23 protein-coding genes and 1 other RNA gene are annotated in these 26,162 nt (G+C 37.9%); 4 read left to right on the top strand and 20 right to left on the bottom strand.

The annotated features are described in order from the left end of the window. Positions 1-169: 169 nt before the first annotated feature. The 12 genes from ACKPCE_RS09630 to ACKPCE_RS09575 all read right to left on the bottom strand — a co-directional run bounded on the left by ACKPCE_RS09630 (position 170) and on the right by ACKPCE_RS09575 (position 13,867). Positions 170-1,225: a BF3164 family lipoprotein gene (locus ACKPCE_RS09630; protein ID WP_319505014.1), complete on the bottom strand. Its 1,056-nt coding sequence runs from the start codon at positions 1,223-1,225 to the stop codon at positions 170-172. A 57-nt stretch (positions 1,226-1,282) separates the two neighbouring features. After that, positions 1,283-2,461, bottom strand: coding sequence for a DUF4221 family protein (locus ACKPCE_RS09625; RefSeq protein WP_319505013.1), 1,179 nt, complete (start codon positions 2,459-2,461; stop codon positions 1,283-1,285). 25 nt (positions 2,462-2,486) lie between these two features. Further along, positions 2,487-3,629: a DUF4221 family protein gene (locus tag ACKPCE_RS09620; protein WP_319505012.1), complete on the bottom strand. Its 1,143-nt coding sequence runs from the start codon at positions 3,627-3,629 to the stop codon at positions 2,487-2,489. A 175-nt stretch (positions 3,630-3,804) separates the two neighbouring features. After that, positions 3,805-4,815, bottom strand: a complete 1,011-nt coding sequence (locus ACKPCE_RS09615) for a 6-bladed beta-propeller (protein WP_319505011.1) — start codon at positions 4,813-4,815, stop codon at positions 3,805-3,807. A gap of 504 nt (positions 4,816-5,319) precedes the next feature. Continuing rightward, positions 5,320-6,963, bottom strand: a complete 1,644-nt coding sequence (locus ACKPCE_RS09610; RefSeq protein ID WP_319505010.1) for an O-antigen ligase family protein — start codon at positions 6,961-6,963, stop codon at positions 5,320-5,322. 19 nt (positions 6,964-6,982) lie between these two features. Then, on the bottom strand, positions 6,983-8,965 hold the full coding sequence (locus ACKPCE_RS09605) for a discoidin domain-containing protein (RefSeq protein WP_319505009.1): 1,983 nt from the start codon (positions 8,963-8,965) through the stop codon (positions 6,983-6,985). 37 nt (positions 8,966-9,002) lie between these two features. Next, on the bottom strand, positions 9,003-10,160 hold the full coding sequence (locus tag ACKPCE_RS09600) for a DUF4221 family protein (protein ID WP_319505008.1): 1,158 nt from the start codon (positions 10,158-10,160) through the stop codon (positions 9,003-9,005). A gap of 58 nt (positions 10,161-10,218) precedes the next feature. Continuing rightward, the gene (locus ACKPCE_RS09595; protein WP_319505007.1) at positions 10,219-10,476 is read right to left on the bottom strand and encodes an NVEALA domain-containing protein; all 258 of its coding nucleotides are present in this window, start codon (positions 10,474-10,476) and stop codon (positions 10,219-10,221) included. 329 nt (positions 10,477-10,805) lie between these two features. Continuing rightward, positions 10,806-11,672: a DUF1573 domain-containing protein gene (locus tag ACKPCE_RS09590; RefSeq protein ID WP_319505006.1), complete on the bottom strand. Its 867-nt coding sequence runs from the start codon at positions 11,670-11,672 to the stop codon at positions 10,806-10,808. Positions 11,673-11,694: 22 nt separating this feature from the next. After that, complete coding sequence (gene lepB, locus ACKPCE_RS09585) at positions 11,695-12,585, bottom strand: signal peptidase I (RefSeq protein WP_319505005.1); 891 nt, start codon at positions 12,583-12,585, stop codon at positions 11,695-11,697. Between the two features lie 2 nt (positions 12,586-12,587). Further along, positions 12,588-13,652, bottom strand: a complete 1,065-nt coding sequence (locus tag ACKPCE_RS09580; protein ID WP_319505004.1) for a BF3164 family lipoprotein — start codon at positions 13,650-13,652, stop codon at positions 12,588-12,590. Continuing rightward, positions 13,649-13,867, bottom strand: coding sequence for an NVEALA domain-containing protein (locus ACKPCE_RS09575; RefSeq protein WP_319505003.1), 219 nt, complete (start codon positions 13,865-13,867; stop codon positions 13,649-13,651). The genes ACKPCE_RS09580 and ACKPCE_RS09575 overlap by 4 nt, the downstream gene beginning before the upstream one ends. Positions 13,868-13,977: 110 nt before the next feature. On the opposite strand from ACKPCE_RS09575, the gene ACKPCE_RS09570 reads away from it, so the two are divergent. After that, complete coding sequence (locus ACKPCE_RS09570; RefSeq protein WP_319505002.1) at positions 13,978-14,982, top strand: winged helix-turn-helix domain-containing protein; 1,005 nt, start codon at positions 13,978-13,980, stop codon at positions 14,980-14,982. Here ACKPCE_RS09570 and ACKPCE_RS09565 read toward each other — a convergent pair. From ACKPCE_RS09565 to ACKPCE_RS09555, 3 genes are read right to left on the bottom strand one after another with little or no spacing between them, the layout of a single operon-like run. Further along, on the bottom strand, positions 14,974-16,302 hold the full coding sequence (locus ACKPCE_RS09565) for a transglutaminase-like domain-containing protein (RefSeq protein ID WP_319505001.1): 1,329 nt from the start codon (positions 16,300-16,302) through the stop codon (positions 14,974-14,976). The two genes, ACKPCE_RS09570 and ACKPCE_RS09565, sit on opposite strands and share 9 nt — an antisense overlap. 3 nt (positions 16,303-16,305) lie before the next feature. Then, positions 16,306-17,457, bottom strand: a complete 1,152-nt coding sequence (locus tag ACKPCE_RS09560; RefSeq protein WP_319505000.1) for a dipeptide epimerase — start codon at positions 17,455-17,457, stop codon at positions 16,306-16,308. Between the two features lie 32 nt (positions 17,458-17,489). After that, positions 17,490-18,695: a C40 family peptidase gene (locus ACKPCE_RS09555; RefSeq protein WP_319504999.1), complete on the bottom strand. Its 1,206-nt coding sequence runs from the start codon at positions 18,693-18,695 to the stop codon at positions 17,490-17,492. Between the two features lie 194 nt (positions 18,696-18,889). Here ACKPCE_RS09555 and rnpB point away from each other — a divergent pair. Both rnpB and ACKPCE_RS09545 read left to right on the top strand, forming a co-directional pair. Further along, an RNA gene (gene rnpB, locus ACKPCE_RS09550) (RNase P RNA component class A) lies at positions 18,890-19,248 on the top strand. Positions 19,249-19,283: 35 nt separating this feature from the next. After that, positions 19,284-20,603 (top strand): YihY/virulence factor BrkB family protein, encoded by a 1,320-nt coding sequence (locus ACKPCE_RS09545; RefSeq protein WP_319504998.1) that lies wholly within the window; start codon positions 19,284-19,286, stop codon positions 20,601-20,603. On the opposite strand, the gene ACKPCE_RS09540 is transcribed toward ACKPCE_RS09545, so the two are convergent. From ACKPCE_RS09540 to pstC, 5 genes are all read right to left on the bottom strand, one after another. Further along, complete coding sequence (locus ACKPCE_RS09540; protein WP_319504997.1) at positions 20,604-21,206, bottom strand: riboflavin synthase; 603 nt, start codon at positions 21,204-21,206, stop codon at positions 20,604-20,606. 283 nt (positions 21,207-21,489) lie between these two features. After that, complete coding sequence (phoU, locus tag ACKPCE_RS09535) at positions 21,490-22,179, bottom strand: phosphate signaling complex protein PhoU (RefSeq protein WP_276962643.1); 690 nt, start codon at positions 22,177-22,179, stop codon at positions 21,490-21,492. Positions 22,180-22,240: 61 nt separating this feature from the next. Beyond that, positions 22,241-22,999, bottom strand: coding sequence for a phosphate ABC transporter ATP-binding protein PstB (gene pstB, locus ACKPCE_RS09530; protein WP_024996551.1), 759 nt, complete (start codon positions 22,997-22,999; stop codon positions 22,241-22,243). 23 nt (positions 23,000-23,022) lie between these two features. Then, the gene (gene pstA, locus ACKPCE_RS09525; RefSeq protein ID WP_319505947.1) at positions 23,023-23,913 is read right to left on the bottom strand and encodes a phosphate ABC transporter permease PstA; all 891 of its coding nucleotides are present in this window, start codon (positions 23,911-23,913) and stop codon (positions 23,023-23,025) included. A gap of 36 nt (positions 23,914-23,949) precedes the next feature. Beyond that, positions 23,950-25,134, bottom strand: a complete 1,185-nt coding sequence (gene pstC, locus ACKPCE_RS09520; protein ID WP_319504996.1) for a phosphate ABC transporter permease subunit PstC — start codon at positions 25,132-25,134, stop codon at positions 23,950-23,952. Positions 25,135-25,325: 191 nt separating this feature from the next. On the opposite strand from pstC, the gene ACKPCE_RS09515 reads away from it, so the two are divergent. Further along, on the top strand, positions 25,326-26,141 hold the full coding sequence (locus tag ACKPCE_RS09515; protein ID WP_319504995.1) for a PstS family phosphate ABC transporter substrate-binding protein: 816 nt from the start codon (positions 25,326-25,328) through the stop codon (positions 26,139-26,141). Positions 26,142-26,162: the final 21 nt, after the last annotated feature.

Here is a 26,162-nt window from a genome sequence, read left to right as displayed (position 1 = left end):
ATTGATAATAAAGTTATATTAAATCCTTAATAATATCTCCAATATAAAATACGACAACACAGGTAAGATCGTCCTTGTCTTTAGCAATAGCATATATATATATTGATTATCTTTGTCAGCTTCCTTTTTTTCTCATATTTAATACATCCGATTTACAGGGAAACACAAATCAGTTATATGAAAAAGCGACAAGATGGAAATCTGGCTTATCACTTATACCATATATTTTTTTATTTTCTTTGTCTACAGTGAAAGCAAATATTCCTTGGTCTAACAATAATATTTGTTTAGGATTTCCATCCCAATCAAAAACAAACATTTGATTAGCCAACATACTATAATCGGCTTCATCTTCCGCTTTTCCACTAAATAAAACAAAAAGGTCTTCACCAACACTTATAGGACAGAAATATGCATCACGATTATGCCCTTTTACAGGGCTAGCAGAAACAACATCTCCATCTCTAAATTCCTTAAAAGTAGAAATAAATTGCTTTGGTCCATGAATTCTCTTTTTCAAATGCCCCTTACCATCAAGTATATCGATTAGATCTGTCCAATTATAGCAAACCGCAATTCTATCTTTCTGGTTTGTTGTGAAAGAAGATTTATATGCTTCTACTTTTTCTGCATCAGAAAAAGCGTTATTAGAAATTGGATAAGTACCAAATTCCATAGATTTTTCTCCATTTGAATTAAACGAAATAAATTGATTATTAGGATTGTAAGCAGAGCTAACCATATCATTGCCAAGCAATCTTATTTCTCCAAATGTAGGTTCACTCAACTTCACTTTTCGAATAACTACAGGAAGCGGATTAGTAATAAAATCTTTAGTAGCATACACATATAAAGTAAATGAAGACATATCAAACAAGTGAACCCAAGCAGTATCAATCTTCACAAAATAAGGTTGTAGCATTTCGCCAGGCCCTTGTCCAGAAGAAATACGTTCCCCAATCTTTTTTTGGGACTTTAAATTAAACACATGAATAAGCTTCTCTTCTCTTGTGTTAACCGTAAATAATAACGAATCACAAACTTGTATACGCATAGGTTTTAGAATCGTATCATCAAATTGTAGATTAGTGCCAATTAGCTTCTGCGTAGAACTAAAATCATCATAACTAATCAAAGAAGCTCGTTGATATCCATCCTTTGGGGTACAAGATAACATCATTACGCAACAAAGAGCCCCAATTAACCCACTAATATTAACATTCATATTATCACGCATTTATAAGTTATTATAATTAAATAAATATTCCATAATTATATCTTTTCACAACTTTACCAGTTCAATACGCTGAAAAGAGAGAGTGTTTTCATCAAAATTCGGATTCTTGGGGAAGCTAGTGCCAATATACAACCCTTCTTCACGAATAAAATATTGCGTAGAAACATAAACATTCTCGGGAAACAGTGTCTCCCCTATTACCTCAAACTGATCATTAAGAATAATAATTGAAAACTTAGTCCGCCCCATTTGCCATATTTCTGCGTAATCCGTCTCATTTGTAGGTAAATCAACCTTCGGAAACACAAAACGATAATAAACATTCCGATATTTATCATAAATCAAGTTCGAATAAAAAGGAAGTTCTGAAAGAGCTTTTGCTACAAGATTTAAGTCATCAGGAGTTCTATCAACGAATTTAAGCTCGTTAATATAGCGGCTCTTTACAACAATTTTATCAATCCTTTTATGACTTGGAGGAGTAACATATATATTCTCATCAAAGAAGAAAGAATAAATGAAATTGTTCCCATCAAAACAACGGCTATATGAATATTCAGATCCCAAAGATTTATTTTTAACATCTTCTAAACTCATTATTTGAGGAAAGCGAAATGGTAATTCCTTCAATTTAGAAGTGAGTGTATCAAGTACAACAGTTACCGGGCTTTCTTCAAGAGCTTTGCTTCCATGCATAAGATTGATAGTTTGAGGAATGTACAACTGATGCCCAATAAATACCATAGGCGTATATACTGAAGTTAATGAAATAAAGGGTATTGTTTGCTTTCCTTGCACAGTTTCTGCGTATGAGATAGTCCTCAACAAACGCCCGTCACTATTAACAATATTAATTTCCGGCCTCATCATTTCGGGCAAATAAATTTCATCCCAAGATTTTATATAATATCCTCCAAACCATCCAATTCCGTTTGCCCCCTCTCTATCAAAAGAAATCGTTCTCACATAAGTTTGCTTCTTCATATTGTAAACCAGTATCTCTGGTTCCATATTATTTTGAAATGTGAGATATTCCGTTCCATCTTTATCCACAAAAGGATATATTGCTTTTATTAATAAAGAAGTCTTTGAATTTAAAGGAAATTTCAAATATTCATCAGTTGCTATTAGTTCATAAGATTCTTTATTCTTATGAACTAAGGAGTTACACGAAAAGAAAAAGAGAGTTATAAACAAAAGAAAAGAGTTCTTCAATGTATTCATAAATAGGTTGCCCTTAAAGTTCTTGCTAGTTTTTTTCTATAAGTTTAAATAATTCAAAAGTCATATAATCCTCAGATTGCCCGTAGAGCATTTGATAATCACGGCTTATATATAATCCATCGCTGTTTACAAAAAAGACATATGAATTATATATTGCTTCTGGAAACAATGTCTCCCCTATTATCTGAAAATCTTTATTCAATATAATAACAGAAAACTTTTTCCTTCCATAAACGGCCTTTCCCCACCAACGGATATCATCTTCTAAAATGGTTTTTGGATATGCAAACCGATAGTAAACCTCTCTATATGGATCATATATTAAATCACCGTAGCGCGCTAATTCAAGATTAAGTTTAGGTCCTTGCTCTGAGTCAACTTGTTTTTCTGTTGATGAATCGATATATTGGCTCTTTACTTTAATCTTTTTTATTTCTGAGTGATCAATTGACGCAACAACAATATCTTCAGCTGTATAAAAAGAATAGATAAATTCTTTCCCATTAAATATGCGGCTAAATCGAGTATCATTTGCATCTTTCTCTTCTTTTGTCAAAACATTGTATGTCAATGGAAGGCCTTTGCAGCTCTTTTGAATTGTATCTATTACCACACTGACGGGAGTCTTATCTATAGGATTAAAACGTTCAACTGCATTTTGGGTTATATAGACTTTTTTATCAATAAAAACAGGTGGAAGATATGGATGTGAAGAAGGAGTATATGACGGAAGAACTTTATATCCTTCATCCGTTGTTCCATAAGGTATTTTTTGAGTAATACGACATGTTGTATCAACCTTTATCAATCCCGAATAAGCATAAGAAGATATATATATATTATCAAAGTCCTTAATATAAAAACCTGTAGGTTGAATTATCCCATTAGGTCCTTCCGCATATAGATTTAGTTTAAAAAGGAACTCACTGGTTTTCAAATCATAAAAGAGAATCTGATTGGTACGATAATTAAGAAAAGAAAGATATTCTTTCCCTTTATCATCGCTAAATGTATATAAATAAAAAGCATTATATTTTACATCCGAATCCAGAGTAAAACTTTTTATTATTTTTGTCGTCTCCAAGTTGCAATTGTATGAGCTTGATGACTTTTCTTTTTTACATGAAAAAAGAAAACAAATGATTAATGATAGCAATAAAATTCTCATAGGATTATTTTTTTGAGATAATGTTTGACATAGACGTATCCATCTTATTTCATTCTATAATTAATGCTTTTATTAAACACATATTTTTTATGAGAAGAATCTTTTTGCTCCTTACATGAAAGCAAGATTAATGCAAGAAAAACAAAGTATAAACTTTTCATAAGTATTTTTTATATTACTCTAAAAGACCATCCAACTTCAAATAAGCAAACTGAATATCATCATCTAAAGCCATAATAATACGATTATATTCAGAATCATAACAAAATAAAACAATATTATAGCCCATCTTAAATGTCTTTATATAATTACCATCTAAATCATAGACAATGAGATTAGTTACATGCACTTCACCAACATCAGGATTTCTTTTACCAAAATAACCTACTATAATCCGATTATTACAGATTATAATACTTCCATAATAATATATCATGGCATTGCTCGTCGCATTGTCCCAATTCGGTCCATAAATATAATGTTTCAAATTTCCTTGAAGATCATAAGTAGCCAACAAGTCATGATGGTCATAACTCATTGCAATCAAATTATTATCTATAGATGCAGCATAATGAAATCTTTTTCTCTCAATATCCGGATGTCCGCTAATCAATGGATGCATATCTCCTGTTTGCATATTCCACGTAACCAAATGTTCTTGAAAAATCTCACCCGGTTTTGCTGTAATACAACATGCATAGCAAAGAGTGTCATTAACATAAGAGAACATAACCGGCGTAGTCGTTTTATTTAGATCAAACTTATACTTAGGCAAACAATTCGGATTCAATAAAATACTATCCAAATCATAACCCGACATTTGCATTTTCCCATAATCTGCTACATATAGACAACGCTGCTTTTCATCAGGTATAAGTTTTCCTAAACTAGTTATCTCATTAGGTCCTTCTCCAGGAAGCCCCATCCCCGTGATATATGAAAAGTTTTCTTTATCAAAAAAAAGAATTTGATTCTTTTCTGATTGTGGGTCAGTTAGTATGAAATATTTATCCATAACATAAGGGCTCGCCAATCTTCCAACAAAAGGTGAGTCTATTACAATCTCTTTCACTAGCCCTTTTACATCCATTACCTTGCCGGAATGGTTTAAATGTTTATCAACGCCCGAGCGATGAGAACATCCCCAAAGAAGACTGATGAATACAAAAAAGAATATATGCTTCATAATAAAAAATATACAAATTACTAATGTAGATCATAAGACAGAGATTTTTAAAATGGAATAATTTAAAATACTCATAATCCAGAATTGGATACTTCGGAATTATTACCTTCCACGACAAGCCCAGCCTCTCTAAATCCAAAGAAGATGAAATTATATTTGTAATTATTCAATCTCCACTATGAAATCATCTCTAGCTTTTCATTGTTATCATCACCTTTATATAAAGAAACTACTTATCGTTTCCGCTTAAATTAAAAATAATATCAAGATATATATTTAATATTTCAAACATAGTAATTAAAATCTATAAAGAGCAAAAAAACATCGTCACATTTACGTCATATTTAATAATAATCTGATTTTCAGATAATTAAAAAAGCATCATTTAGGAAAAATAGATTATAGTACATTCCAATATATCTATTAAATGAACCGCCAAAATCAATGATAAATGATCTTCGTGGTAGTTTCATTTTTCTTCAATATATTAAAGTTAAATATCTCTCAATGATTACCTAACAACTTCCGTGCTTCTTCTCTCATCTGTTTCACAGCAGTAGATTGTACTTTAGGCTCCTTCGTGAGTACTATCTCAACCGACTGTCGCAACTTATCCGAATGATAAAATGCAGGTTCAGCATATAGCTTGGCTAACAGATAATAAGGATAAATTCTTCCCGGCAATAAATGAGTAGAACGAATCAGGAATTTCTCAGCTTCAACATACTCTCCCATTTGCTGGTAGTTCTTCCCGATAATATTCAATATCATTGGATCGCAACTGCAAGTAGCAGCTTCCTTTAGTATCACGTTCGATGCTTCATATTTTTTTTGCTTATGTAAACAGTGCCCATACTCAAATAAAAAGGTAGCTCTATTTCGTAGCAGAGGATATAATCTTTCGTAATCCTTTTGTGCCTCTTTTAGATTTCCTGATAAATAGAATATCCGAGCATTTACCCACTCTCGACATGCTTCTGATTTATCATTGCACCACAAACTCGAGCCTAAGCCCCCTATAACTAGAGCAAATACAAGCAAAATCCATTTTCTGTTATTAGCAATTAGGCAAGCTATAAACAGAAAGAGCAAAGAGATAACGAAAGCCGGATATTGCAACGGATACGATGAAAAAGAAAATACCATAAAAGAGATGACACCTCCACAAGCACTTAGTTGTCCATTCTTCACTCCAAACCAAAGACAAAAGGCCAAAGCTAATAATATGCATAGCAGCATAGGGATTCCCCACTCTACAACTATCTGCAAATACTCATTAAATGCATATTCAGGGCTTCCCGCGACCAATTCTTCTTGCAGAGAAAAATCACCTCCTGAAAAATAAGCTTCCTGAAAAGCCCCATACATTGCAGGAAAACTACCTCTTCCATGACCCAATAGAGGCTTATCGGCGATAGCTGAAAGGCTTATTTTCCACATAAATAGCCTTCCACTGGCAGAATCTTTCTTTAAATAAAATGCAGCGCTAAGAAGCAGGAACAGAACCACAAAGCTAATAGATGCAATCAACAGAGCTCTTCTTTTATCCTTTATCCAGAAGTTATTCAGCATCGACCTCCAGTTCCGATGCATGCCATAAATCCATAAACCGGATATAGTAGCAGCTAGCCACGCCGAACGGCTCATTCCTGACGGAAGCACGCAAATAATAAGAAGCATGGCAGCTAAAGCAATGTAACAGCCTGCTTCTTCTGTCCATGTCTTATTTTTTTTAGCATTCAAAGCTAGCCATTCATTCAAACAGATAGGAAAGACCATAGCCAAATATCCGGAATACGGTCCGGGATTAAAAAAAGAACCAGTTACAGCAAATAACGAATGATTGGAGTAAGACAGCCCATATATCTGTCGTAATCCCCAAACAGCCTGAATTCCTCCCAGCATAATAAGCGTCCACACTACCATTCTACTAAACGGCAACAACTCTAAGGTTGGTTGTTTAAAGCAAACAGTAAAAGCAAACAGAATACATACAGCAAAGAAGACACATGCTTTACCTAACCACAGCCATTGTCCCGCAAATTCCCCAACAGGAAGTTCCGGAGTAGATAAGCAAACCACTCCAAGCACCGGAATGATTCCCAATAATGTAAGAACGTGAGAGAGATATTTTCTAAATTGCAGCATTGATCATTTCTATTTTATATCACCACCAAACTTGTTTTCCATTTTCATAAGTAAAAATACGCTTTTCTATTCCTTTCAGACAATCAAGATAGAGCAAGGCATTTATGGGTACGTCTTGATATACTAATGAGTCGGCATCTGCAGTCTTTCGTCCTAATGAAACCCAATGCTTATCAAAATAATAAAGCTCATATGTGGCTTCCTTTCTAATAAAGTTATCTCTATTAGCAGGTGTATAAACTATTTTCCGTATTTCTTGAGGTGTTCCCAAATCTAATCCGACCCATCCTCCTAGAAAACCATTTGACTCAAAAGAAGTAGAAGGATCGGAATCAAAAACTTTCTTATAATCAAGATTTGAAGAAGCTGGGTGACTTCCAATAGCACACCCTTTCAACCTTATAGTATCATTAACATTGGTAAAAAATGCAATTTCAGCAATATGACATGAGACCTTATCTGCTGCACGGTAACGTACATACCTGTATTTTTTAGGACTAACAACATAACAGCTAGTATATAACCGGGACGGTATGGAAGATATAGAATAGAGCGTGTCTTTCTTCTTAAAATTTAAATCATTACTGGCTTCAAAAACACCGGCAAGTAATTTATTAAAAAAATATTCTTCAAACCTCAAATTGAACTTTGAATATAATACAATATCATGAGACTTCTTATCTAGAATATAGAAGGAAGGTTTCCCTTCTTCTGAAACAGTAAAAGGCGTAGAAATAAACTCTAAATGATTTTCTCTCCACAATGCAATGCGGCATATCGCTCCCACTCCTATATTATTAAATTTCACACAAGTATCTTCTATTTTCCCGAAGGCAATAGGTACCCAATCTTGATATTGAGCTTGACATAGATACACGATTTCTTCTTTATTGTACTTAACCAAATTCATTACATTTAAAGGGATAGAGATTTCAGGAAAGACTCGATCGCGATAAAGAGTTGTCACATCAATATATTTAGGATTATGAAAAAAAGGATATAAAGATGATGAAGAGCCTAAAGGAGAAAGTTCTTGAGCCATCTGTTGATTCACGCTAAATGTGCAACGATAAACTTTTGATGGCTTGGCTATATTTATCCCTCCATTTTTAGTCACAGGCTTTATATCGCAAGGAAATTCTTCCATGAAACTGTCCCCATGTTTATCCAAAATAAAAGCCCAAGAATGCCCTGCATTACCATCTCCACTTAAAGGCATAAAATCTTCACCACAAGGTATACCAACCGCTCTACAAGCATATAATACATAATCGGTTATCTCACGGCAGGATCCTACGAGATATTGACAATCAAAAGGTCCTAAATGAGGCATCAAAGAAGGATAATCGGTAGTATAATAAATTTTATTCTTTGAAAGAGCTTTTAGCAAAACATTTGCTGCTACAATTGGATCATCAGCGCATTTTGTGCTTCTCAAGCTATCGAGAAGCGGATTAAATTCCTTATATAAGGAGTCTCTCCATACCACTAATTGCTCATCACCAACTCTATATGGAAGTATATATTCACAAAAATCAGAAAAAAGAATATTTTTACCCCAAGGCTGCTCTTTCCAAACTTTGAAAGCCCATTCTATATTATTACATAAATAAGCCGAATCTATTTGTTGAACATCATATTTGACATCCAAATTAGATAAAGAGAAATAACCATATCTATTTATATAGGTATCCATAATCAAAGATGATTTTTGACTACGATCATAAGCCAGTGTTTTAAAGTAGGTCAAATAATTATCTAAATGTTTACCTTCATAATAATGATAATATGGCATATTCTCAATCAAAAAACACGCAGCCCTATATTTCAAAGAATCAACAGGCGATTGCTTGTAGCGATTTAACACTTTTTGCAGCTCATTTCTATTCTTCCCTGCTAGCTCTAATGCCTGCTCCAATCTTACAGAATTAGAACAGGCAGTAATAAGAAACAATAGAGATGCTAATGCAAACCCTATAAATACAACTCGACATCTATCCATATATCTAAAAAAAAATCTAGAATTCATGAATAATAGGTCATAAAACAGAGACTTTTAAACGGAATAATTTCAAATACTCATAATCCAGACTTGGATCTTTCGGATTATTACCACCCACGACAAGCCCAGCTTCTGTAACTCCAAAAAAGATGAAATTATATTTGTAATTATCCAATTTAAACTCTGAAATCATCTCTAGCTTTTCATTAAAAACAGAGAGCACTATCTTTTTATCATAAGGCGTTGGTTCTCCATAAAAATGTTCACGAAATTCTCCTAACTGAATCCGATAATATAGTTTCCGATATTTATCATAGATAGGAGAATAAAAGATAGGATTATCCACCCAATGTTGCCATTTAGCCTTTTCATTATTATCATCACCCTTATATAAAGAAACATCACTCTTCACCATGCGACTTTTTCCACCTGCAACGGTATTACTTTGTTTTGATATATCATAGACAAAAATATCTGAAAGACAGGTGAAGTTGTAGCAAATAAAGCCATCACTAATCCACATATTGAGATGATTATTTTGACCTAAATTTCGCCAATATTTTTCCATAAAAGACGGCAAATAAACTGGAAGTAATTTCCACTTTTGGGTTTTAACATGATATGCCGCAAACAATTCCTGTCCGTCAGGATAAGGATATGGTTCTTTGGAAGTGATAAAATTACCATATATAATTCCCTTTTTTATATCATAGAAAGGCTGAGTAAATTCTCCTAGTTCTAAGTTGCCAACGCAATCTGAAGCAGTGTACCGAATCACCTCCTTACATATAATATTTCCATTAGCATTCAAAATAAAAAAACCAGAATCATCAAAACAAACCAAACTGTCAGGTGATAATACTTGTAAGGCCTTGATGTATGGAACGCCATTCGCACCCTCTCTGTTTAAAACAATGTGCTTTTCTATCAATCTATTATTTAGATTAAAAACATCAATGCTCCATGTCTTCGTATTAAAAGCATATAGATACGTATGTTCATTATTTGAATAAACAAATGACGCTGATGGATAAACTGGTAGAGACAAGGAATCCAAAGGAATACAAATGGAGTCTACCTCCAATTTCAAGGACATAGTCGTATTATATTTGGTGGTTGTTTTTAAATTATTGCCGCACCCAAACATCAAAGCAGTAAGCAATATAAAAATGTATTTTTTTTTCATTGTATTCATTTATTATTATTGTTTAAAAGTAGGAGCTATTTATTTAATAGCTCCCAATCTCAAATCATCAGCATGGATAAGGTTTATTTGGACCACTACAAGATTCTCCTGTAGCCCTGATTTCACAACGATAATAATTCGTATCGTAACTTCCATGACAATAATATTTTTTATAATAATTCTTGCCTGTTTCACCGGCTAATGCCTCTACATTATCCAATGCTAAAGCTGACAGGTCAATACTTTTTTGAGATATATAAACACCATATCCTGCAAGAAATGCAAATGTTGCAACAAGAGCAACTTTCAATATTTTCTTTTTCATAAGTAATTAAATTTTAATTAATAATTAAATAAACATTCCGTAATTATATCCTTTCAACAGAAAAAGCAATATTTGCCTTATTCGATCCTTGTTTCTATTCCTGCCAAACGCCTCCTTTCTTTTTAGATGTTCGGAATGAATGTGAACACATCTTTCAGAGAACAATCATCATTCACTCCTTTCATTATACATTTTTTCCTTTTCCTTTCAAACATAAGATTTAAGGATTCCAGAGGCAACTATTCATCGTCACATTTGCGTCACATTTCAAAAACAATGACTACAACCCTATTAATACCACAATAGCTCCAATGATTTTAGAGTTTCGTTTACCGAGCATTACCTTTTATTCTAAGTTTAATCGGTGAAGATGGCACATTACAATATACAGTGACAGTTTTGTCGAAATGCTCTGCATGATCGGCTTTATATAATACCTTAAACGTTAAATTTTTCCCTGGTTGAACCGGTTCATGATTGTAATCTGTCGAAACACAACCACAAGAAGTTGTCACTCCATTAATAATCAACAGTTGATTACCTTCATTACGCAAAGTGAAAGTAGCTTGTTGTTTCTTTTGCCAGTCAAAGATTCCCAAATCAATCATCTCTTTGTCTATTGATATCTTCGTTTGAGAAAGAATAGCATTATTTGTATACGCTTTATCCAAAACTAACTTCAGATATAATTCTTTAACCTTAGGGTTGTGGAGAGGATTTCCAATAGCAATGACTTGATTTTCTTTATTCAAAAGAAAAGTTTGAAACATCATTTCACCCGGAAATTGATTCAATTTATTGATGCTATCCGCATCATCTATACATACCGGATATTCAAACTTATCACGCTTCAAGATATAAGCAATTTCCTTTTTATTTTTCGGATGAAAATAGAATAAGAAAGCTGTATTGTTATGAGTTAAGGAATCAAACTCAGTCATTAATTCTTTCCATTTAAGTAGTTGCAGCTTGCAGCTAGTGCAACCGATAGAATCAATATAAGTAAAGATTCTATAGTCGCAATCATCCGTATCAAACGCAATAATATCTCTACCTAATATTGTAAAGATTGGGTTCTCCGGAAAAATAAGTTCTCGGCTCTCCCACTCATTCACCAAGCGGGCTATTTTCTCTTTCTCAGTCTCTTTGCAAGCACAAAGTAGAAAGATAAGTAATGAATAATAACATATTTTCATAGTGACTAATTTTATTTATATCTTATTCAATTGATTTAAAAAGTCTTTTCCATTCCCATTTGTTTGTTCCCGACTTTACTGATTTCCAAATAAAAGTAGCCTTTCCTACAATGAATTCTTCGGGCAACAGTCCCCAATAACGGGAATCTTGCGAGTCACGAGTTTTATCACCAGCCATGAAATAATAGTTCTGACGAAATTGATACCATTTAATCGGGTGATTATTTAGAAAAACAGTATCTCCAGAAATAGTCATTTTCATGTTCTGTTCATATTCGATTAACTGTTTATAAAGGATGGCATTCATATGATTCATAATTACAATACCACCTTTTGCCGGAACATAGAGTGGACCAAAATTCCTTATATCCCAATCTACCAGTGAATCATGAGGATATCCCTTTAGACAAATCTCCTTATGCGTACCTTCATTCAACAAAGCCAATAGATTGTCTTGAGATTCCATATCACCCAACGCATCAGAGCATCCCTTCACATAGTAATGCGCATTCATTATTGAAAAAGTATCTCCGGGCAAAGCAACACAACGCTTTACGTAATATTTCATCAAATCGAATGCAATGCTGTCCCATCTACCAGGGTAAGGAAAATTAAAAACCAATACATCATTACGCTTAATCTTTTCAAAACCAGGCATTCTACGAATATGAACAGGCTTATTTTCTGCTGCAGCAGTCAAATTAAACAATCGGCCTCCAAAAGCTAATTTATTGACTATTATATTGTCCCCCGGCAATAGAGCTGGTTGCATTGAATCTGTTGGAATACTAAAGGATGTGAAGCAAAAGACCTGAAGCACAATCCACAGAGTAGCTGCCATGCACATCCAAAATAAAATAGTGAGTACTTTATTACCGGCTTTACAGATGTGGCTTCTAAGTTTTACTAACATTTTCAACTCTTTATCAAATTAACCTGAAACTCAACGATCGGTTGATCACTATTCACATCCGTTGCAATGATGGTTCCTTGCGATTCATCCACACAGATACCATAAATATAACGGTCTAATATATATTTACATACGGGTTCACCCTGTAAACTGAAGACATAAATATATTGACCACCATCAATGATTCTACCCTTTTGTTGTGACAATTCTTTAAACGTCCGCCCATGAAACACGGCATAAATATAATGATCGGTAACCTGCACATCACTAAAACCCATGATACCTGTAGGAATAGCATATCCCTCTGATTGACTAAATTCCGGGTCGCCATGTGGCCCCTTACAAACTACGTGTGTGCTATCTTTCAAGTTGTAAACTTCCAACACTTCACCTAACTGAGTAACAGCAGCCAATACTCCATTATGAGGATTATAATCAATAAAACTACGCCATGCTTGTGCCAATGCCGGTCCGGCATGTTGTAACGCTTCCTTATCAGCAGTAGGAATAGTACCCGATTTGCAAATCAAGTGCCCTTTACGATCAACCCAACAGAAACGATGAGCACCCGAATAATCGGGAATGATAAACGTTGAATCATTGTATAGTGAGAAATCGAGTGCACGAAGAATGCCATTGTCCAGCGACACGACTTCACGAATAAGAAGTGAGTCGCCGGACGCTGACAAAGGGAAACCTAACCTAATTAGTTTACTTTTATTAGCATCGAGTATCCAAACATCATGTTGTCCCAAAAAGCGTATATTGTCTGCAGAAAGCATTTCCAAAGGTGCTTCTCCCTTCTTTCCGAAGGAACTAAGATAAGTAAACTCGGGGTAAGTAAACAAATGATAAAAATTATCAGCATTATGCAAGTCTAAGATCACAGCTTTATCTCCATGAATGCGAACACGAAAAGGATACCTGAAAATCGCAGTATCCAACTCAATGATAGTCGATTTAAGGCGTTTTTCTTGAGGAAAACCCTCATAAACAATCTCTTTCCATTCACTTACATGAGAGGAACAAGCATTGAAAAACAGAAGAGTTAGAATAATAATTCTCATTGGTACCAAATTCTATAAACTTTGCTCTTGGTTTGAGGACAATCTAGAGAACCTATTCCATTACATCTAATAATATCCCCACTTTTTTCACCGCTCGCTAACGCTTCAACATTAGACATAAACAATTCACTCTCAACAGATTTGCTTTTTTTGCACAGATATGTAAGTGTACATACAACAAAAATCAAGCAAAATAATTTCAATTTAGCATTCATCTCATTTTATTTTTTATAACTTTGCAAACATAGAATTTAAGATGATTAACAACAAAAAAACATCGTCACATTTGCGTCACATCTCATAGCGCCCTGATTATAAGCACATTATGAAATACAAGAAACACATTACTAAAGCACTAATTGGACTACTTGCCTCTATTACAATTGCTGAATTGATTATATTTATAATCAATTATAGAGATGCAAAATTGTACATACACCATGAAATTCGTCCACTCCTTGAAGAAGCAATGAGGAAAGACATAAGTAGAAAACTAGAAAAGGAATATATCTATTTTTCCGAATACGAAAACGATCCAAGAAAGAAAAATATAGGCAAATATGAAAAAAGAACATATAAAAGCCAAGATACCACTTTTACTTATCAATCAAAAATCGTAGATTGGGAAACTGATTTATTCAGAGGAAACCAATGCTACTTACAAGTAACAAATAAGCTACATCCCCAAGAAGTAAAAATCATCTTTGACAGTTTAGCAATAAGAAAGAAAATAATAGCGACAAAATCAGCAATCGGTATTATATCGACATTTTATAAAGAGCAAAACGAATGGGCGGGTGACACAACAAGCATGTCCATTGATTATCGTACATCCATTGATAAATTAGGTGATTTTGAAAATATCAGTTACCTGGTTTACCTTGATTACTCATTCGGCACGATCTGGAAATTAATGCCGAAAATAGCATTGTATATTCTCTTACTTCTGCAAGTGCTTTGCGGCATAACGCTGATTGGTTGGTTAATAAAAAGAGCGAAAGAACGTCGCAAAGAAATCGTCAAGTTAAAAAATGGCAATTACAAGATAGATAGTATCATCTTTAACCCCGATACGATGAAACTTACCAATGAAGAGAAGGAATTAGTACTTCCTGCTCAACAAAACCAATTGTTATTATTGTTTCTGCAAAGTGAAGACCATAAAGTGAGCAAAGACAAGATAATGGATACATTTTGGGCAAAGAATTACTCTGATTCAAGAACTAAAATGACTACCGCCATAGACCGATTAAGAACCAGCCTGAAAGGCATAGAATCAGAGAGGATTATTTACACCCAAAAGGGTAGTGATTACTATGAATTAATTTAAATATTCAATATCCATTTTATACTTCCACTTATTAAAGTACAAATTGCCTCCCTCCCATTCAACTTCACCACGTTGGAAGTCGACTGTTTCGCTGCGAGGATATTTCTTTTCGGGTATCAACGGAGCCGAATAATCGCTATTCACAATCATACGCCAAGAATCAATGCCACCCAGAAAGAAGTATTCTTCTTCCAAACTACGGGCAAAGACAGGAATGCCAAAAGATTGGTCAACAGGTACCCAACCAATGCCCTCCAAATAAATCTCGGCCCAGTCATGCAGATTCCAAGCACCGGGATGCATCATGAAACCGCTCTGAAAATGGGCCGGAATGCCACTACACCGGCAAAGGGTAATGAAGAGCAGACTAACCTGTCCGCAATCGCCGTGATGATTATCGAGAACGTATTCGGGAATGTTTTCAATGGTGGAATATTCGCGTGCCGATGCCCATGGAAAATACCTGTTCACCCAAGCAAATATACGGCGAGCCTTCAAAAGCGGATTGGTTTCACCTTCGGTTAGCCGGGCTGCCAGCTGCCTGATGCGAGGCGAAAAACGAATGTGAGTTTCACGTTCCGAGGTATATTTTTTATAAAGAACCGAAGTTGTGTCATAAGGAAGTATGTCTTGCGGCTTCAGAGCATGCCACTCGGCATACGAGGTATATTCTACTGTTTCCGAAAAAACTGTCGGCTCATTACGCACGGCCTGTTTCTCCATATAAAGCGTACTGTGTGCACACGTTGCAGGTGATTGCACATACTTGTCTTCGCTGGTAGCAAGTAACTTCACATGCTGCTGCCGGCGTTGATCGGTTCGGGGAAAAGGTAGCCAACAACGAACCATTTTACCGGAAGGTACCGCATTGGGTTCCACTGTAAGCGTATAGATTACCCGCATGCGCTTAGGCAAAACAGTATCTGTACCTGTTGCCCTGACCGCACTCATCACCTCCGGAAGATGTTCTTTGTTCACCTTTTCACTGCCACTGAGTTGCGTACCCTCTTTGGCTATCTTGATGCAATAAGCGGCAGAATCTATTCGAAACAAATTGGGGCCGGCATTGCGAAAATAACGTTTCTCGCCATCAATCTCCATGCATTCAAGGGCTTTGCTCTCTTCCCAGGCACGCATTTGTTCATTGGTCACATCCGGAATATACTTACGAATATACTCTTTAACTTGCGACTCGCTCATGCAGAAATCAAGTTTGATGCGTTCCATCCGTTCCTGCTCCCAAGCGTCGGTAACCGGTGCGGGTTTGGGTGCACAACCTGCAACAAACAGAAAGCTAGCCAGGTAAATCAGTCTCTTCATGGTTTACAATTTAACAAGGCCCAGTCCGGGCAGATCGTTGAGTGTGATTTTACCTTTTACTACCTCCATGCCTTTGAAACGATCATTGGCAATAAGCAGGTTCCCATCCAGATCAGCAAAATCTACTGCAGGCGAGAATTGAGCAGCAGCCGATACGGCACAAGAGGTTTCGGTCATACAACCTACCATCACTTTCATGCCTAGTGCCCGTCCCAGAGTAACCATCTTCCAAGCCTCGCGCATGCCGGTGCATTTCATTAACTTAATGTTGATTCCCGTAAATGCATCTTTCAGCTTAACCACATCCGATAAGCGTTGCAACGATTCATCGGCAAAAATAGGTAGCGGACTCTGTTGCGTAACCCAGGCGATGTCATCTAGTTTTGTTTTCGGCATAGGTTGTTCAACCATAACAATGTCTTGTTCCTTGAGCCAGAAAATCATATCGAGCGCATGATGCTTGTCGGTCCACCCTTGGTTAGCATCCACTGCAATGGGCAACTGAGTAACAGAGCGAATGGTTTCAATCATCTCCTTGTCATTGTCACGCCCCAACTTTACCTTCAATATATTAAATTGTCCGGCTACCTCCAGTGTTTTCTGTCGCACCACATCGGGAGTATCAATGCCAATGGTATAAGTCGTTGAAGGAGCTTTCGACTTGTCGAGTCCCCATATTTTGTGCCACGGTGCTCCCAGCAATTTACCTACCAAGTCGTGCAAAGCAATATCGACCGACGCTTTGGCAGCCGTGTTGCCGGGCATAATACCATCTACATAAGCTAAGATTTCTTCCAGCTGAAAAGGATCACTAAACTGCTCCAGATTTACTTGTTGCAGGAAACGGGTAACCGATTCAACCGACTCACCCAGATAGGGGGGCATGGATGCTTCTCCGTAACCCGTTATGCCATCGTACTCAACCTCTACCTGCACATCGGGGGTAGTGGTGCGCGAATAAGTAGCCACGGTAAACACATGCTTCAGTTGCAGGTTATAGGGTTGAAAACGCAGTTTGAGCTTAGCGTTCTTTCCTGATCTATTAATCGAAAAGAGAGAAACCGGTGTCTCGGCAAACAACTTATTGGCAGCTATTCCCGTACCGATAGCTGCTAAAGCAGCCGTCTTAATAAAATCACGTCTATTTTGAGTCATCAGTAGTGTCGTTTTATAAAGTGAACAATCAACTATTTGGTATAATATGGATTCGTATCAGTGGTATTGATACCCGGTGTTCCTATGCCGTTGAGTATGCGTACTGCATAAAGCAAACGGTTGAGATTGTACTCATCATACTCCTTATCGACAGGATTGAAGCTACTTACATGTACATCTCCCTGCGAATGAATAAATTTCTGGTTACCGATGTAAATGCCCACGTGTACCACGCGTTCTTTTTTATCTGCTGTGGCTTTTCTTCCGAAGAAAATCAAATCACCCGGCTGCACATTGCCAAATCCGGGAACAATATCAATGTGTTGTCCTACATAAGCTTGTTGCGATGCATCCCGGGGAATAATTATATTGTGCATAAACAATACAGTACGCACAAAGCCGCTGCAGTCTATCCCTTTAGATGAAGTTCCGGCCCAAAGATAAGGAACCCCCATCAACGTATAGGCAGTTCGGATAATGCTCTGTGCATCTTGTTTCACTGCCGCCTTCCATTCTTTTTCGGGCATGGAGGCCGCTTTGGACACAAACGCTTCGCGTCCGTCGGGGTATGCAACCCGATAATAATCACCCGCTGTACCCAGCCATTTCAGTCGGTTACCCGCCACAACGTCGGAAACCGTTTGAGAAGTAGCATCGGGGTTCACGTACGTAAAGGCATAGTGCGAAGTAACCACAATTTTATCGGCTCGGTTCCATTCATCGTACGCTTGCTTGGTTACCGGATAGACTCCTACCCTATGCACCCAAGCAATATAGTCATCGGGAGTCTGCACCCTATACCAGCCATCACGCTGCAATACTTTTACGGGCATACCCAGCAGGGCCTGACTAGTCATTTCTGAAGAAAAATCGGGTTCCACGCGCAGGTTACAAACGGAGAGGTTTACAATTCCGTAGGTTTTACCTTCGAGTGCCGCACTGTCGGGCAATAACATCATACTGTCCGTTATCTGATAATGACTTTCTTTTAATCCACCGAGAAGTGCCAATTTAGCATCCAAGGAGGTGGTTGCTCCTTTTACTATGATTTCTTTCCGGGAAGGGAAACGGTAATCAACATCGAAGATAGCCACTCGTTTATCGGGAATAAACTGTTTGCGTACATGCTGAGTCAGCTCATCAACTTCGGCCGGTAGTTTTTTCTCGTTTTTTTCTGTCTGTGCCATACAGGCTGATACAGCAAACGAAAGCAAGAAGAAGGATAAATACTTTTTCATCTATAAATAATTTGGGGGTTTCGTTGAAGCAAAGATAGGAAATATTTCAAACGACCATACAAATTCCTTATAAAAAGAGCACATTGCTAACAAAAAGGTTTAAAGCAATAAAGGGTAACCCAATCATTTAAATGTTAATTACGAATAACCATATACCAAGTTATCGGAAAATTTGTTTACTTTTGCAATCTAAAGCAGTCGGCCGGTTTGTCGCTTGCATTTCGCAAGAGGAAAGTCCGGGCAACACAGAGCATCCTACTTCCTAACAGAAAGCTGTCCGCGAGGGTAGAGTAATGCAGAAGAAAAGAACCGCCTTTTCCGTCGGGAAGAGGTAAGGGTGAGAAGGTGAGGTAAGAGCTCACCAGCCGCGTGGCGACACGACGGGCTGTGCATCTTAGGAGTTGTAAGGTCATGTATACCGACGTTATGAGAGCTGCTCGCTCCATGTCGGAGGGTAGACCGCTAAAGTGACGTGGTGACGCGCCACTCAGATAAATGACAAACACCTCTGGTCATTGAGGTACAGAACCCGGCTTACAGGCCGACTGCTTTTTTTAAATCGCACCTTGATGCCCAAAAGATATTACCATGAACAAGAAATTGAATACCATCTGGAAGTTCCTGACATACGACATCTGGCGTATTACCGAAAGTGAGGTTACCAAAACCAAGTTCTCCTTATATACTATCATCAAGACCATTTATCTTTGTGTGAACAGATTTTCCAAAGATCAAATCATGAATAAAGCATCGGCGCTGACTTACAGCACCTTGCTGGCCATTGTGCCTATACTGGCCATTTTGTTTGCCATTGCCCGTGGTTTCGGTTTTGCCAACCTCATGGAACATCAGGTCAGACACGGGTTCGGTGGAGTTAAAGATACAACCGAACTGTTGATGCAATTTGTAGACTCGTATCTGTCGCAAACCAAAAGCGGTGTATTTATCGGAGTGGGATTAGTCTTATTGCTTTGGACCGTGATTAACCTGACCAGCAATATTGAGCGCACATTCAACCGCATTTGGCAGGTAAAGAAGCCCAGAAGTATGTATCGCAAAGTAACCGATTACTTTTCGATGTTTCTGCTTCTGCCTATCCTCATCGTGGTATCGGGCGGTTTATCTATTTTCATGACTACCACCATGAAGGAGATGTATAACTTCGCGGTACTAGCGCCCATCCTGAAATTCTTGGTACGACTCATACCTTTTGCGCTGACTTGGTTCATGTTTACCGGACTCTACATTTTCATGCCCAATACCAAAGTAAAGTTCAAAAACGCGTTCATCTCGGGGGTGCTTGCCGGAACGGCCTATCAGGCTTTTCAATACTTATATATTGATAGTCAGGTGTGGGTTACCAAATACAACGCCATATACGGAAGTTTTGCCGCCATACCCATGTTTCTTTTATGGATGCAAACTTCGTGGACTATCTGTCTCTTTGGTGCGGAGCTGACGTATGCCGGACAAAACATTCAGAACTTTAGCTTTGACAAAGACACCCGAAACATAAGCCGTCGGTATCGTGATTTCATTGCCATCTTGATCTGCTCGCTTATAGCCAAACGATTTGTCAATAACGAACCGCCTTACTCTGCCGAGGAATTATCGGCCGAGCATCACATTCCCATCCGGTTGACCAACCAGATTCTTTATCAGCTTCAGGAAATCAACATGGTGCACGAAGTGGTGACCGATCACTTAAATGAAGACATCGCTTATCTACCTTCTATGGATACCAACCAGATGAGCGTGGCAATACTACTCGACAAGCTCGATTCTTACGGTTCCGAAGATTTTAAAGTAGACAAAGAAAATCAATTCGTGGGGCAATGGAAAGTCTTAATAGAGGCCCGCGAAGCATATTATAAAAACGCGGGCCAGGTATTATTGAAGGATTTGTAATTATCCCAAGGCAACCATACGGCTGATGTACTTGCCGATGATGTCAAACTCAAGGTTAACAACACTGCCCACTTTTATTTCGTGGAAGTTTGTATACTCATAAGTATAAGGGATGATAGCCACCTGGAAGGTATCTTCCGTTGGGTTACAAACTGTTAAGCTAATGCCATTTACTGTCACCGATCCCTTGTCTACCGTTATGTAGCCACGTTTAGCCATTTCACGATCAAACGCATACTGAAAGGTGAAATACCAGCTGCCATCGGCATCGGCAATATCAATACAAGTTGCCGTTTGGTCAACATGTCCCTGCACAATGTGTCCGTCCAAGCGACCGTTCATCATCATACTGCGTTCTACATTCACTTTATCGCCCACTTTCAGTAATCCGATGTTAGAGCGTTCAATGGTTTCCTTCATGGCGGTAACCGTATATGTATCATCTGTTTTGCTCACAACTGTAAGACACACTCCGTTGTGAGAAATACTTTGGTCTATCTTCAGTTCGCTTACAAATGAACAGCTCATGGTGAGGTGAAGGTTTTCCTGGTCTTTAACCAGCGATACGACCTTTGCGTATTCTTCTACTATTCCTGAGAACATATTTTCTATTTTTACAGGTTAATAAATGAGGCATATCCGCAACATAGACAAACCTCCGTTATGAATAACGCAACAAAGATACAAGAATAATATGGATAATAAAAAAGTGGGGCTTTTCACAAAGCCCCACTTTTCAGTTTTCAATAGGTATTAGTTTTTTTTAAGGTAAAAAGATTGTTTTCAGGATAACGGCACAAATATAAGACATATTTTTAATACCTACCAAACATTTAAACATGTCTTATAACATATTTTTGAGATTTCTTTGCCTTTATTATCATTTTCACTTCTCCGGGTAGTGTTCATCTACCTTGCCACTGTGCTTCAATACTTTTGCATCAATATAGAAAACGATCTCTTCAGCAATGTTTGTAATGTGGTCTCCGGAGCGTTCCAGCTTACGAAATACAGTGAGCAGATTGAGGTAAGGCAACAGGTTATCGGTATGGTCTTTTAAGTATTCCGCCAAGACTTTTGAAACATTGCCATTAATTTCATCCAGCAAATTGTCTTTCGCAAAAACCGATGTAGCCAAATCTAAACTTTCTTCAGCCAAAGCACGTTTGGTTAATTCAAGCATAGAAAGAGCTTCGGCATGCATTTCTTCCAATCGCAACTTCTTAAGCAAATCGGCATCCAAAGCAGGTTCCTGGCAGTTGATCACAAAACGGGCAATGCTCTCTGCAAAGTCACCCAAGCGTTCCAGGTTCGTATTTATCTTGAGCATGGCCAGCACAAAACGAAGATCAATGGCTACCGGATTGTAAAGTGCAATAATATCTTCCACGTCACTGTCTATCTTCAATTCAAATGCATTGACGCGCTTTTCACGAACCACCACCTGGCGGGCCAATTCTTTATCCAGGGTAAGTACAGCCTCTCCTGCCCTGTCGAGCTGACTGTATACAAGCGTCCACATCTCATCAATCTCTTTTCTGAGCAGCACGAGTTCCGATTCTATAAACTTAACCATATTCGAAATGTATTATGAGTTATTTTAATTGCTGTTAGTTACGGGTACAAATATAACATTATTATCCAAATCTTCCTGTTATATAGTTCTGAGTTTGTTCTTTTAGCGGATTGGTGAATATCTTCTTTGTTTCACCAAACTCAACCATTTCTCCCAGATAGAAGAAAGCGGTTTTATCACTTACACGAGCTGCCTGCTGCATGTTGTGGGTAACAATCACAATAGTATATTCTTTCTTCAGTTCATGAATAAGTTCCTCGACTTTGGCAGTCGATATGGGGTCGAGCGCAGAGGCCGGTTCGTCCATCAGCAGAACGGAAGGTGAAATAGCCATCGCACGCGCTATACATAAACGCTGTTGCTGTCCGCCCGATAAAGCGTAAGCAGACTGTTTGAGTTTATCTTTCACTTCATCCCACAAAGCAGCCCCTTTCAGCGTTTCTTCAACGCGCTGTCTGATAAAAGATTCATCTTTAACTCCATTTACTCTAAGTCCGTAAGCTACATTTTCAAATATACTTTTAGGAAAAGGATTGGGACGTTGAAAGACCATACCTACTTTTTTACGGAGCTCATCCACTTCGATCCCTTTCTCGTATATGTTCTGATTATCAATTAACACCTCACCTGACAGGCGGGTATCAGGAATCAAGTCATTCATTCGGTTGAGTAAACGAAGAAAAGTTGATTTTCCACATCCTGAAGGACCGATAAAAGCTACAACCGATTTTTCATCAATTGAGAGACTTATGTTTTTCAATGCATGAAAGCTTCCGTACCAGAAATTCACATCACGCGTGGTTATTTTACTATTTGTCATTTTCTATTTTTCTTTTTTAGATATCAATGCATTTTTACTTTTTTCTCGAAATACTTGCGAAGGGCATTGGCCAGCAGATTCACAGCCAGCACAATAAGGATAAGCACCAACGCTGTACCATAGGCAATGGGCAACTGGGCTTCCATATCGGTTCCGCTCGTCGAGATAACGTATAGGTGGTATGGCAACGCCATACATTGGTCCAAAACACTCTCGGGCAGTTGAGGAAGAAAATACGCTGCACAAGTAAAAAGAATAGGAGCTGTTTCGCCCGACACACGTCCCAAAGCCAAAATAAGTCCGGTTATAACATTGGGCATAGCCATCGGTAAGATTACATGCCATATTGTTTGCAACTTAGTGGCTCCTAAAGCACGGCTGCCTTCACGCAAGGTATCGGGAATGGCTTTGAGTGCTTCTTCGGTCGTTCTAATCACAATGGGAACACAAAGCAAACCCAACGTTAACGAGCCGGCCAAAATACTATCTCCAAAACCTAAGTAATTGACAAAGAGCGCCATACCAAACAAACCGAAAACAATAGAAGGAATACCGCTCAGGTTATTTGTCATAACCCGTATAAAACGAACCAACTTTCCTTTGGGTGCATATTCATTCATGTAGATGCCACTCATCACCCCTATCGGAAAGGCAAAAAGAGCACTACCCACCATCAAATAGAAAGTTCCTACTATGGCAGGCCATATACCCCCGGCAGTCATCCCCTCGCGGGGTGCGCTACTAATAAATTCCCAATTAATAACTCCCACGCCTTTATAGATAATAAATCCCAGAATGGCAAAGAGAATAAGCACTACGCACAAACTCAGCAAGCGAAACAAGCCAAATGCAACGTATTGTGAAGTACGTTTCCGGTTGCTTGCTGATGAAGTGATTTGAGCCGATTTATTCATTTCAGTCATATTATTATTTTTCTACGAATGATTCGTCTATTTTCTTTTGGCAGAAATAGCCTCCACACTCAAATTGATTATCAATGTGATGATGAACAAAACAACCCCAAGAAGGAACAACGCCTGATAGTGTGCTCCACCTGCCGGGGCTTCACCCAACTCGGCAGCAATGGTTGCCGGTATGGTGCGTAAAGGTTCAAGAATAGTAGTTGGTATCACCGCAGCATTACCGGTTACCATCAGCACGGCCATGGTCTCGCCAATGGCACGACCGATGCCAAGTACCACACCCGATGTGATGCCCGATATCGAATAAGGAATCACAACTTTATAAATCGTTTGCCACTGCGAAGCGCCAAGCGCCAAACTAGCTTCACGCATAGAACGGGGGCAGTTTCGCATAGCATCTTCTGTAACCGTAATAATGGTAGGCAATGCCATTATGGCCAGAACAATACTCCCGGCAAGACCGGTTTCTCCTACGGGCAAATCAAATGTTTTTTGAATGAACGGAACGATGACAATTAATCCGAAGAAGCCATAGACCACCGAGGGTATGCCACTCAGCAGCTCAATAACCGGCTTCAGTATGTTACGCGTTTTAGTATTTGCCACTTCGGAAAGATAAATAGAAACCGAAAGACCAAAGGGAAGGGCTATCAGAATGGCAAAAAGGCTCACCCACAAGGTACCGGTTATCAAAGGCAGGAAACCAAACTGCGGAGCAGGTGTAGCAGTAGGGAACCACTCAGCACCGGCAATTACATCTTTAAAAGAGATATTGTTGTCTTTAATCAGATGAAGGTTACTACCTTCTTTTACAAACTGGGAAGGAATGAACGCTATCATTCCGGGGTTGTGCTGAACTAATTCTGCAATCTTATCTCCGGCCAGTTCATACGCCTCTCCTAATTCTTCCTCTGAATAATATTCGGTAATATTTTCGAGTCTGAATACTTTGATTGGGGCATCAATACCTCCAACTTCTTTCCAATTAGTAATTTCTTCATCGAAGATGTTCTTAATTTCAGACGGGCTAAGCCTGTTAACAGGGTTTGCCTTATTGAGTGCCAATACGTAGCCATCTTCAATAACCTTGCTTTTAAATAGGCCAAATGCTTCTATAAATAAGAAAACAACGATCAACAAAATCGTAATACTTGTTACAAATCCGCTGCACGTAAGCAGGCCTGCCACAATCTTTTCAAAAAACTTTCTCATACCTTATTATTTGATGACGCAAAGTAAGGGGCTTTATATTAAAAACGTGTGAATAGAGTTTGAAGGAAATATTGCATAAGTGTTACATTTTGGTTACAATGGATTTATTTAAAGAAAATGTAAACGAAATGTAATATCGATTTATGTAATTTGCATCCATCAAAAAAGAAATAATAAAAAAGAAATAGAAAATGAAAGCAAGCTATTGGGTATTTCTCCTTATTGGGGCATGTAATGTAATCAATGTCAATGCACAAAAAATCAAAGGCAGTGACACTGTACTGCCACTCTCGCAACAAGCAGCAGAAAACTTCATGAACAAGAATCCGCAAGCACGTGTCACCGTTACCGGTGGAGGTAGCGGCGTGGGAATTTCTGCCTTACTTGATAACACAACCGATATTGCCATGGCTTCACGAGCTATTAAGTTCAGTGAGAAGATGAAACTGAAAAAGGCCAAGCAAGATGCTGAAGAAGTCATTATTGCCTACGATGCCCTTGCCGTAGTTGTTCACCCATCAAACCCGGTCAGAAAGCTAACCAGACAACAATTGGAGCTTATCTTCCGGGGCAAAATAACCAACTGGAAACAAGTGGGAGGTGACGACCGTAAAATTGTAGTTTACTCGCGTGAAACGTCTTCGGGTACATACGAATTCTTCAAAGAGAGCGTATTAAAAAACAAGAATTACATGAGCCATAGTTTGTCTATGCCGGCTACCGGAGCCATTATTCAGTCGGTAAGCCAAACCAAAGGGGCTATCGGATATGTGGGGCTGGCTTATCTTTCTCACAGAGTAAAAGCAATAGCTGTTTCTTACGACGGTACACACTATGCAATGCCATCTGTTGAAAATGCGACTAAAAAGCTATATCCCATCGTACGCCCCTTATTTTATTATTATAACAAGCAGAAAAAACAATTGGTAGATACTTTCATTCAATACATCCTCTCTGACGAAGGACAGGAAATCATAAAAAAGAGCGGATATATCCCTGTACACTAGGTAATCAGAAAAAAATATCAT

This window comes from Bacteroides graminisolvens, from assembly GCF_963666085.1.
Classification (GTDB): Bacteria; Bacteroidota; Bacteroidia; order Bacteroidales; family Bacteroidaceae; genus Bacteroides; species Bacteroides graminisolvens.
The sequence above is the reverse complement of the archived record's forward strand: the minus strand, read 5'-3'. Positions and strand labels throughout refer to the sequence as shown.

Excerpts from the sequence above, each read along its gene's own strand:
- ACKPCE_RS09630 (WP_319505014.1), bottom strand. The coding sequence starts at position 1,225 with ATGAATGTTAATATTAGTGGGTTAATTGGGGCTCTTTGTTGCGTAATG.
- ACKPCE_RS09625 (WP_319505013.1), bottom strand. The coding sequence starts at position 2,461 with ATGAATACATTGAAGAACTCTTTTCTTTTGTTTATAACTCTCTTTTTC.
- ACKPCE_RS09620 (WP_319505012.1), bottom strand. The coding sequence starts at position 3,629 with ATGAGAATTTTATTGCTATCATTAATCATTTGTTTTCTTTTTTCATGT.
- ACKPCE_RS09615 (WP_319505011.1), bottom strand. The coding sequence starts at position 4,815 with ATGAAGCATATATTCTTTTTTGTATTCATCAGTCTTCTTTGGGGATGT.
- ACKPCE_RS09610 (WP_319505010.1), bottom strand. The coding sequence starts at position 6,963 with ATGCTGCAATTTAGAAAATATCTCTCTCACGTTCTTACATTATTGGGA.
- ACKPCE_RS09605 (WP_319505009.1), bottom strand. The coding sequence starts at position 8,965 with ATGGATAGATGTCGAGTTGTATTTATAGGGTTTGCATTAGCATCTCTA.
- ACKPCE_RS09600 (WP_319505008.1), bottom strand. The coding sequence starts at position 10,160 with ATGAATACAATGAAAAAAAAATACATTTTTATATTGCTTACTGCTTTG.
- ACKPCE_RS09595 (WP_319505007.1), bottom strand. The coding sequence starts at position 10,476 with ATGAAAAAGAAAATATTGAAAGTTGCTCTTGTTGCAACATTTGCATTT.
- ACKPCE_RS09590 (WP_319505006.1), bottom strand. The coding sequence starts at position 11,672 with ATGAAAATATGTTATTATTCATTACTTATCTTTCTACTTTGTGCTTGC.
- lepB (WP_319505005.1), bottom strand. The coding sequence starts at position 12,585 with ATGTTAGTAAAACTTAGAAGCCACATCTGTAAAGCCGGTAATAAAGTA.
- ACKPCE_RS09580 (WP_319505004.1), bottom strand. The coding sequence starts at position 13,652 with ATGAGAATTATTATTCTAACTCTTCTGTTTTTCAATGCTTGTTCCTCT.
- ACKPCE_RS09575 (WP_319505003.1), bottom strand. The coding sequence starts at position 13,867 with ATGAATGCTAAATTGAAATTATTTTGCTTGATTTTTGTTGTATGTACA.
- ACKPCE_RS09570 (WP_319505002.1), top strand. The coding sequence starts at position 13,978 with ATGAAATACAAGAAACACATTACTAAAGCACTAATTGGACTACTTGCC.
- ACKPCE_RS09565 (WP_319505001.1), bottom strand. The coding sequence starts at position 16,302 with ATGAAGAGACTGATTTACCTGGCTAGCTTTCTGTTTGTTGCAGGTTGT.
- ACKPCE_RS09560 (WP_319505000.1), bottom strand. The coding sequence starts at position 17,457 with ATGACTCAAAATAGACGTGATTTTATTAAGACGGCTGCTTTAGCAGCT.
- ACKPCE_RS09555 (WP_319504999.1), bottom strand. The coding sequence starts at position 18,695 with ATGAAAAAGTATTTATCCTTCTTCTTGCTTTCGTTTGCTGTATCAGCC.
- ACKPCE_RS09545 (WP_319504998.1), top strand. The coding sequence starts at position 19,284 with ATGAACAAGAAATTGAATACCATCTGGAAGTTCCTGACATACGACATC.
- ACKPCE_RS09540 (WP_319504997.1), bottom strand. The coding sequence starts at position 21,206 with ATGTTCTCAGGAATAGTAGAAGAATACGCAAAGGTCGTATCGCTGGTT.
- phoU (WP_276962643.1), bottom strand. The coding sequence starts at position 22,179 with ATGGTTAAGTTTATAGAATCGGAACTCGTGCTGCTCAGAAAAGAGATT.
- pstB (WP_024996551.1), bottom strand. The coding sequence starts at position 22,999 with ATGACAAATAGTAAAATAACCACGCGTGATGTGAATTTCTGGTACGGA.
- pstA (WP_319505947.1), bottom strand. The coding sequence starts at position 23,913 with ATGAATAAATCGGCTCAAATCACTTCATCAGCAAGCAACCGGAAACGT.
- pstC (WP_319504996.1), bottom strand. The coding sequence starts at position 25,134 with ATGAGAAAGTTTTTTGAAAAGATTGTGGCAGGCCTGCTTACGTGCAGC.
- ACKPCE_RS09515 (WP_319504995.1), top strand. The coding sequence starts at position 25,326 with ATGAAAGCAAGCTATTGGGTATTTCTCCTTATTGGGGCATGTAATGTA.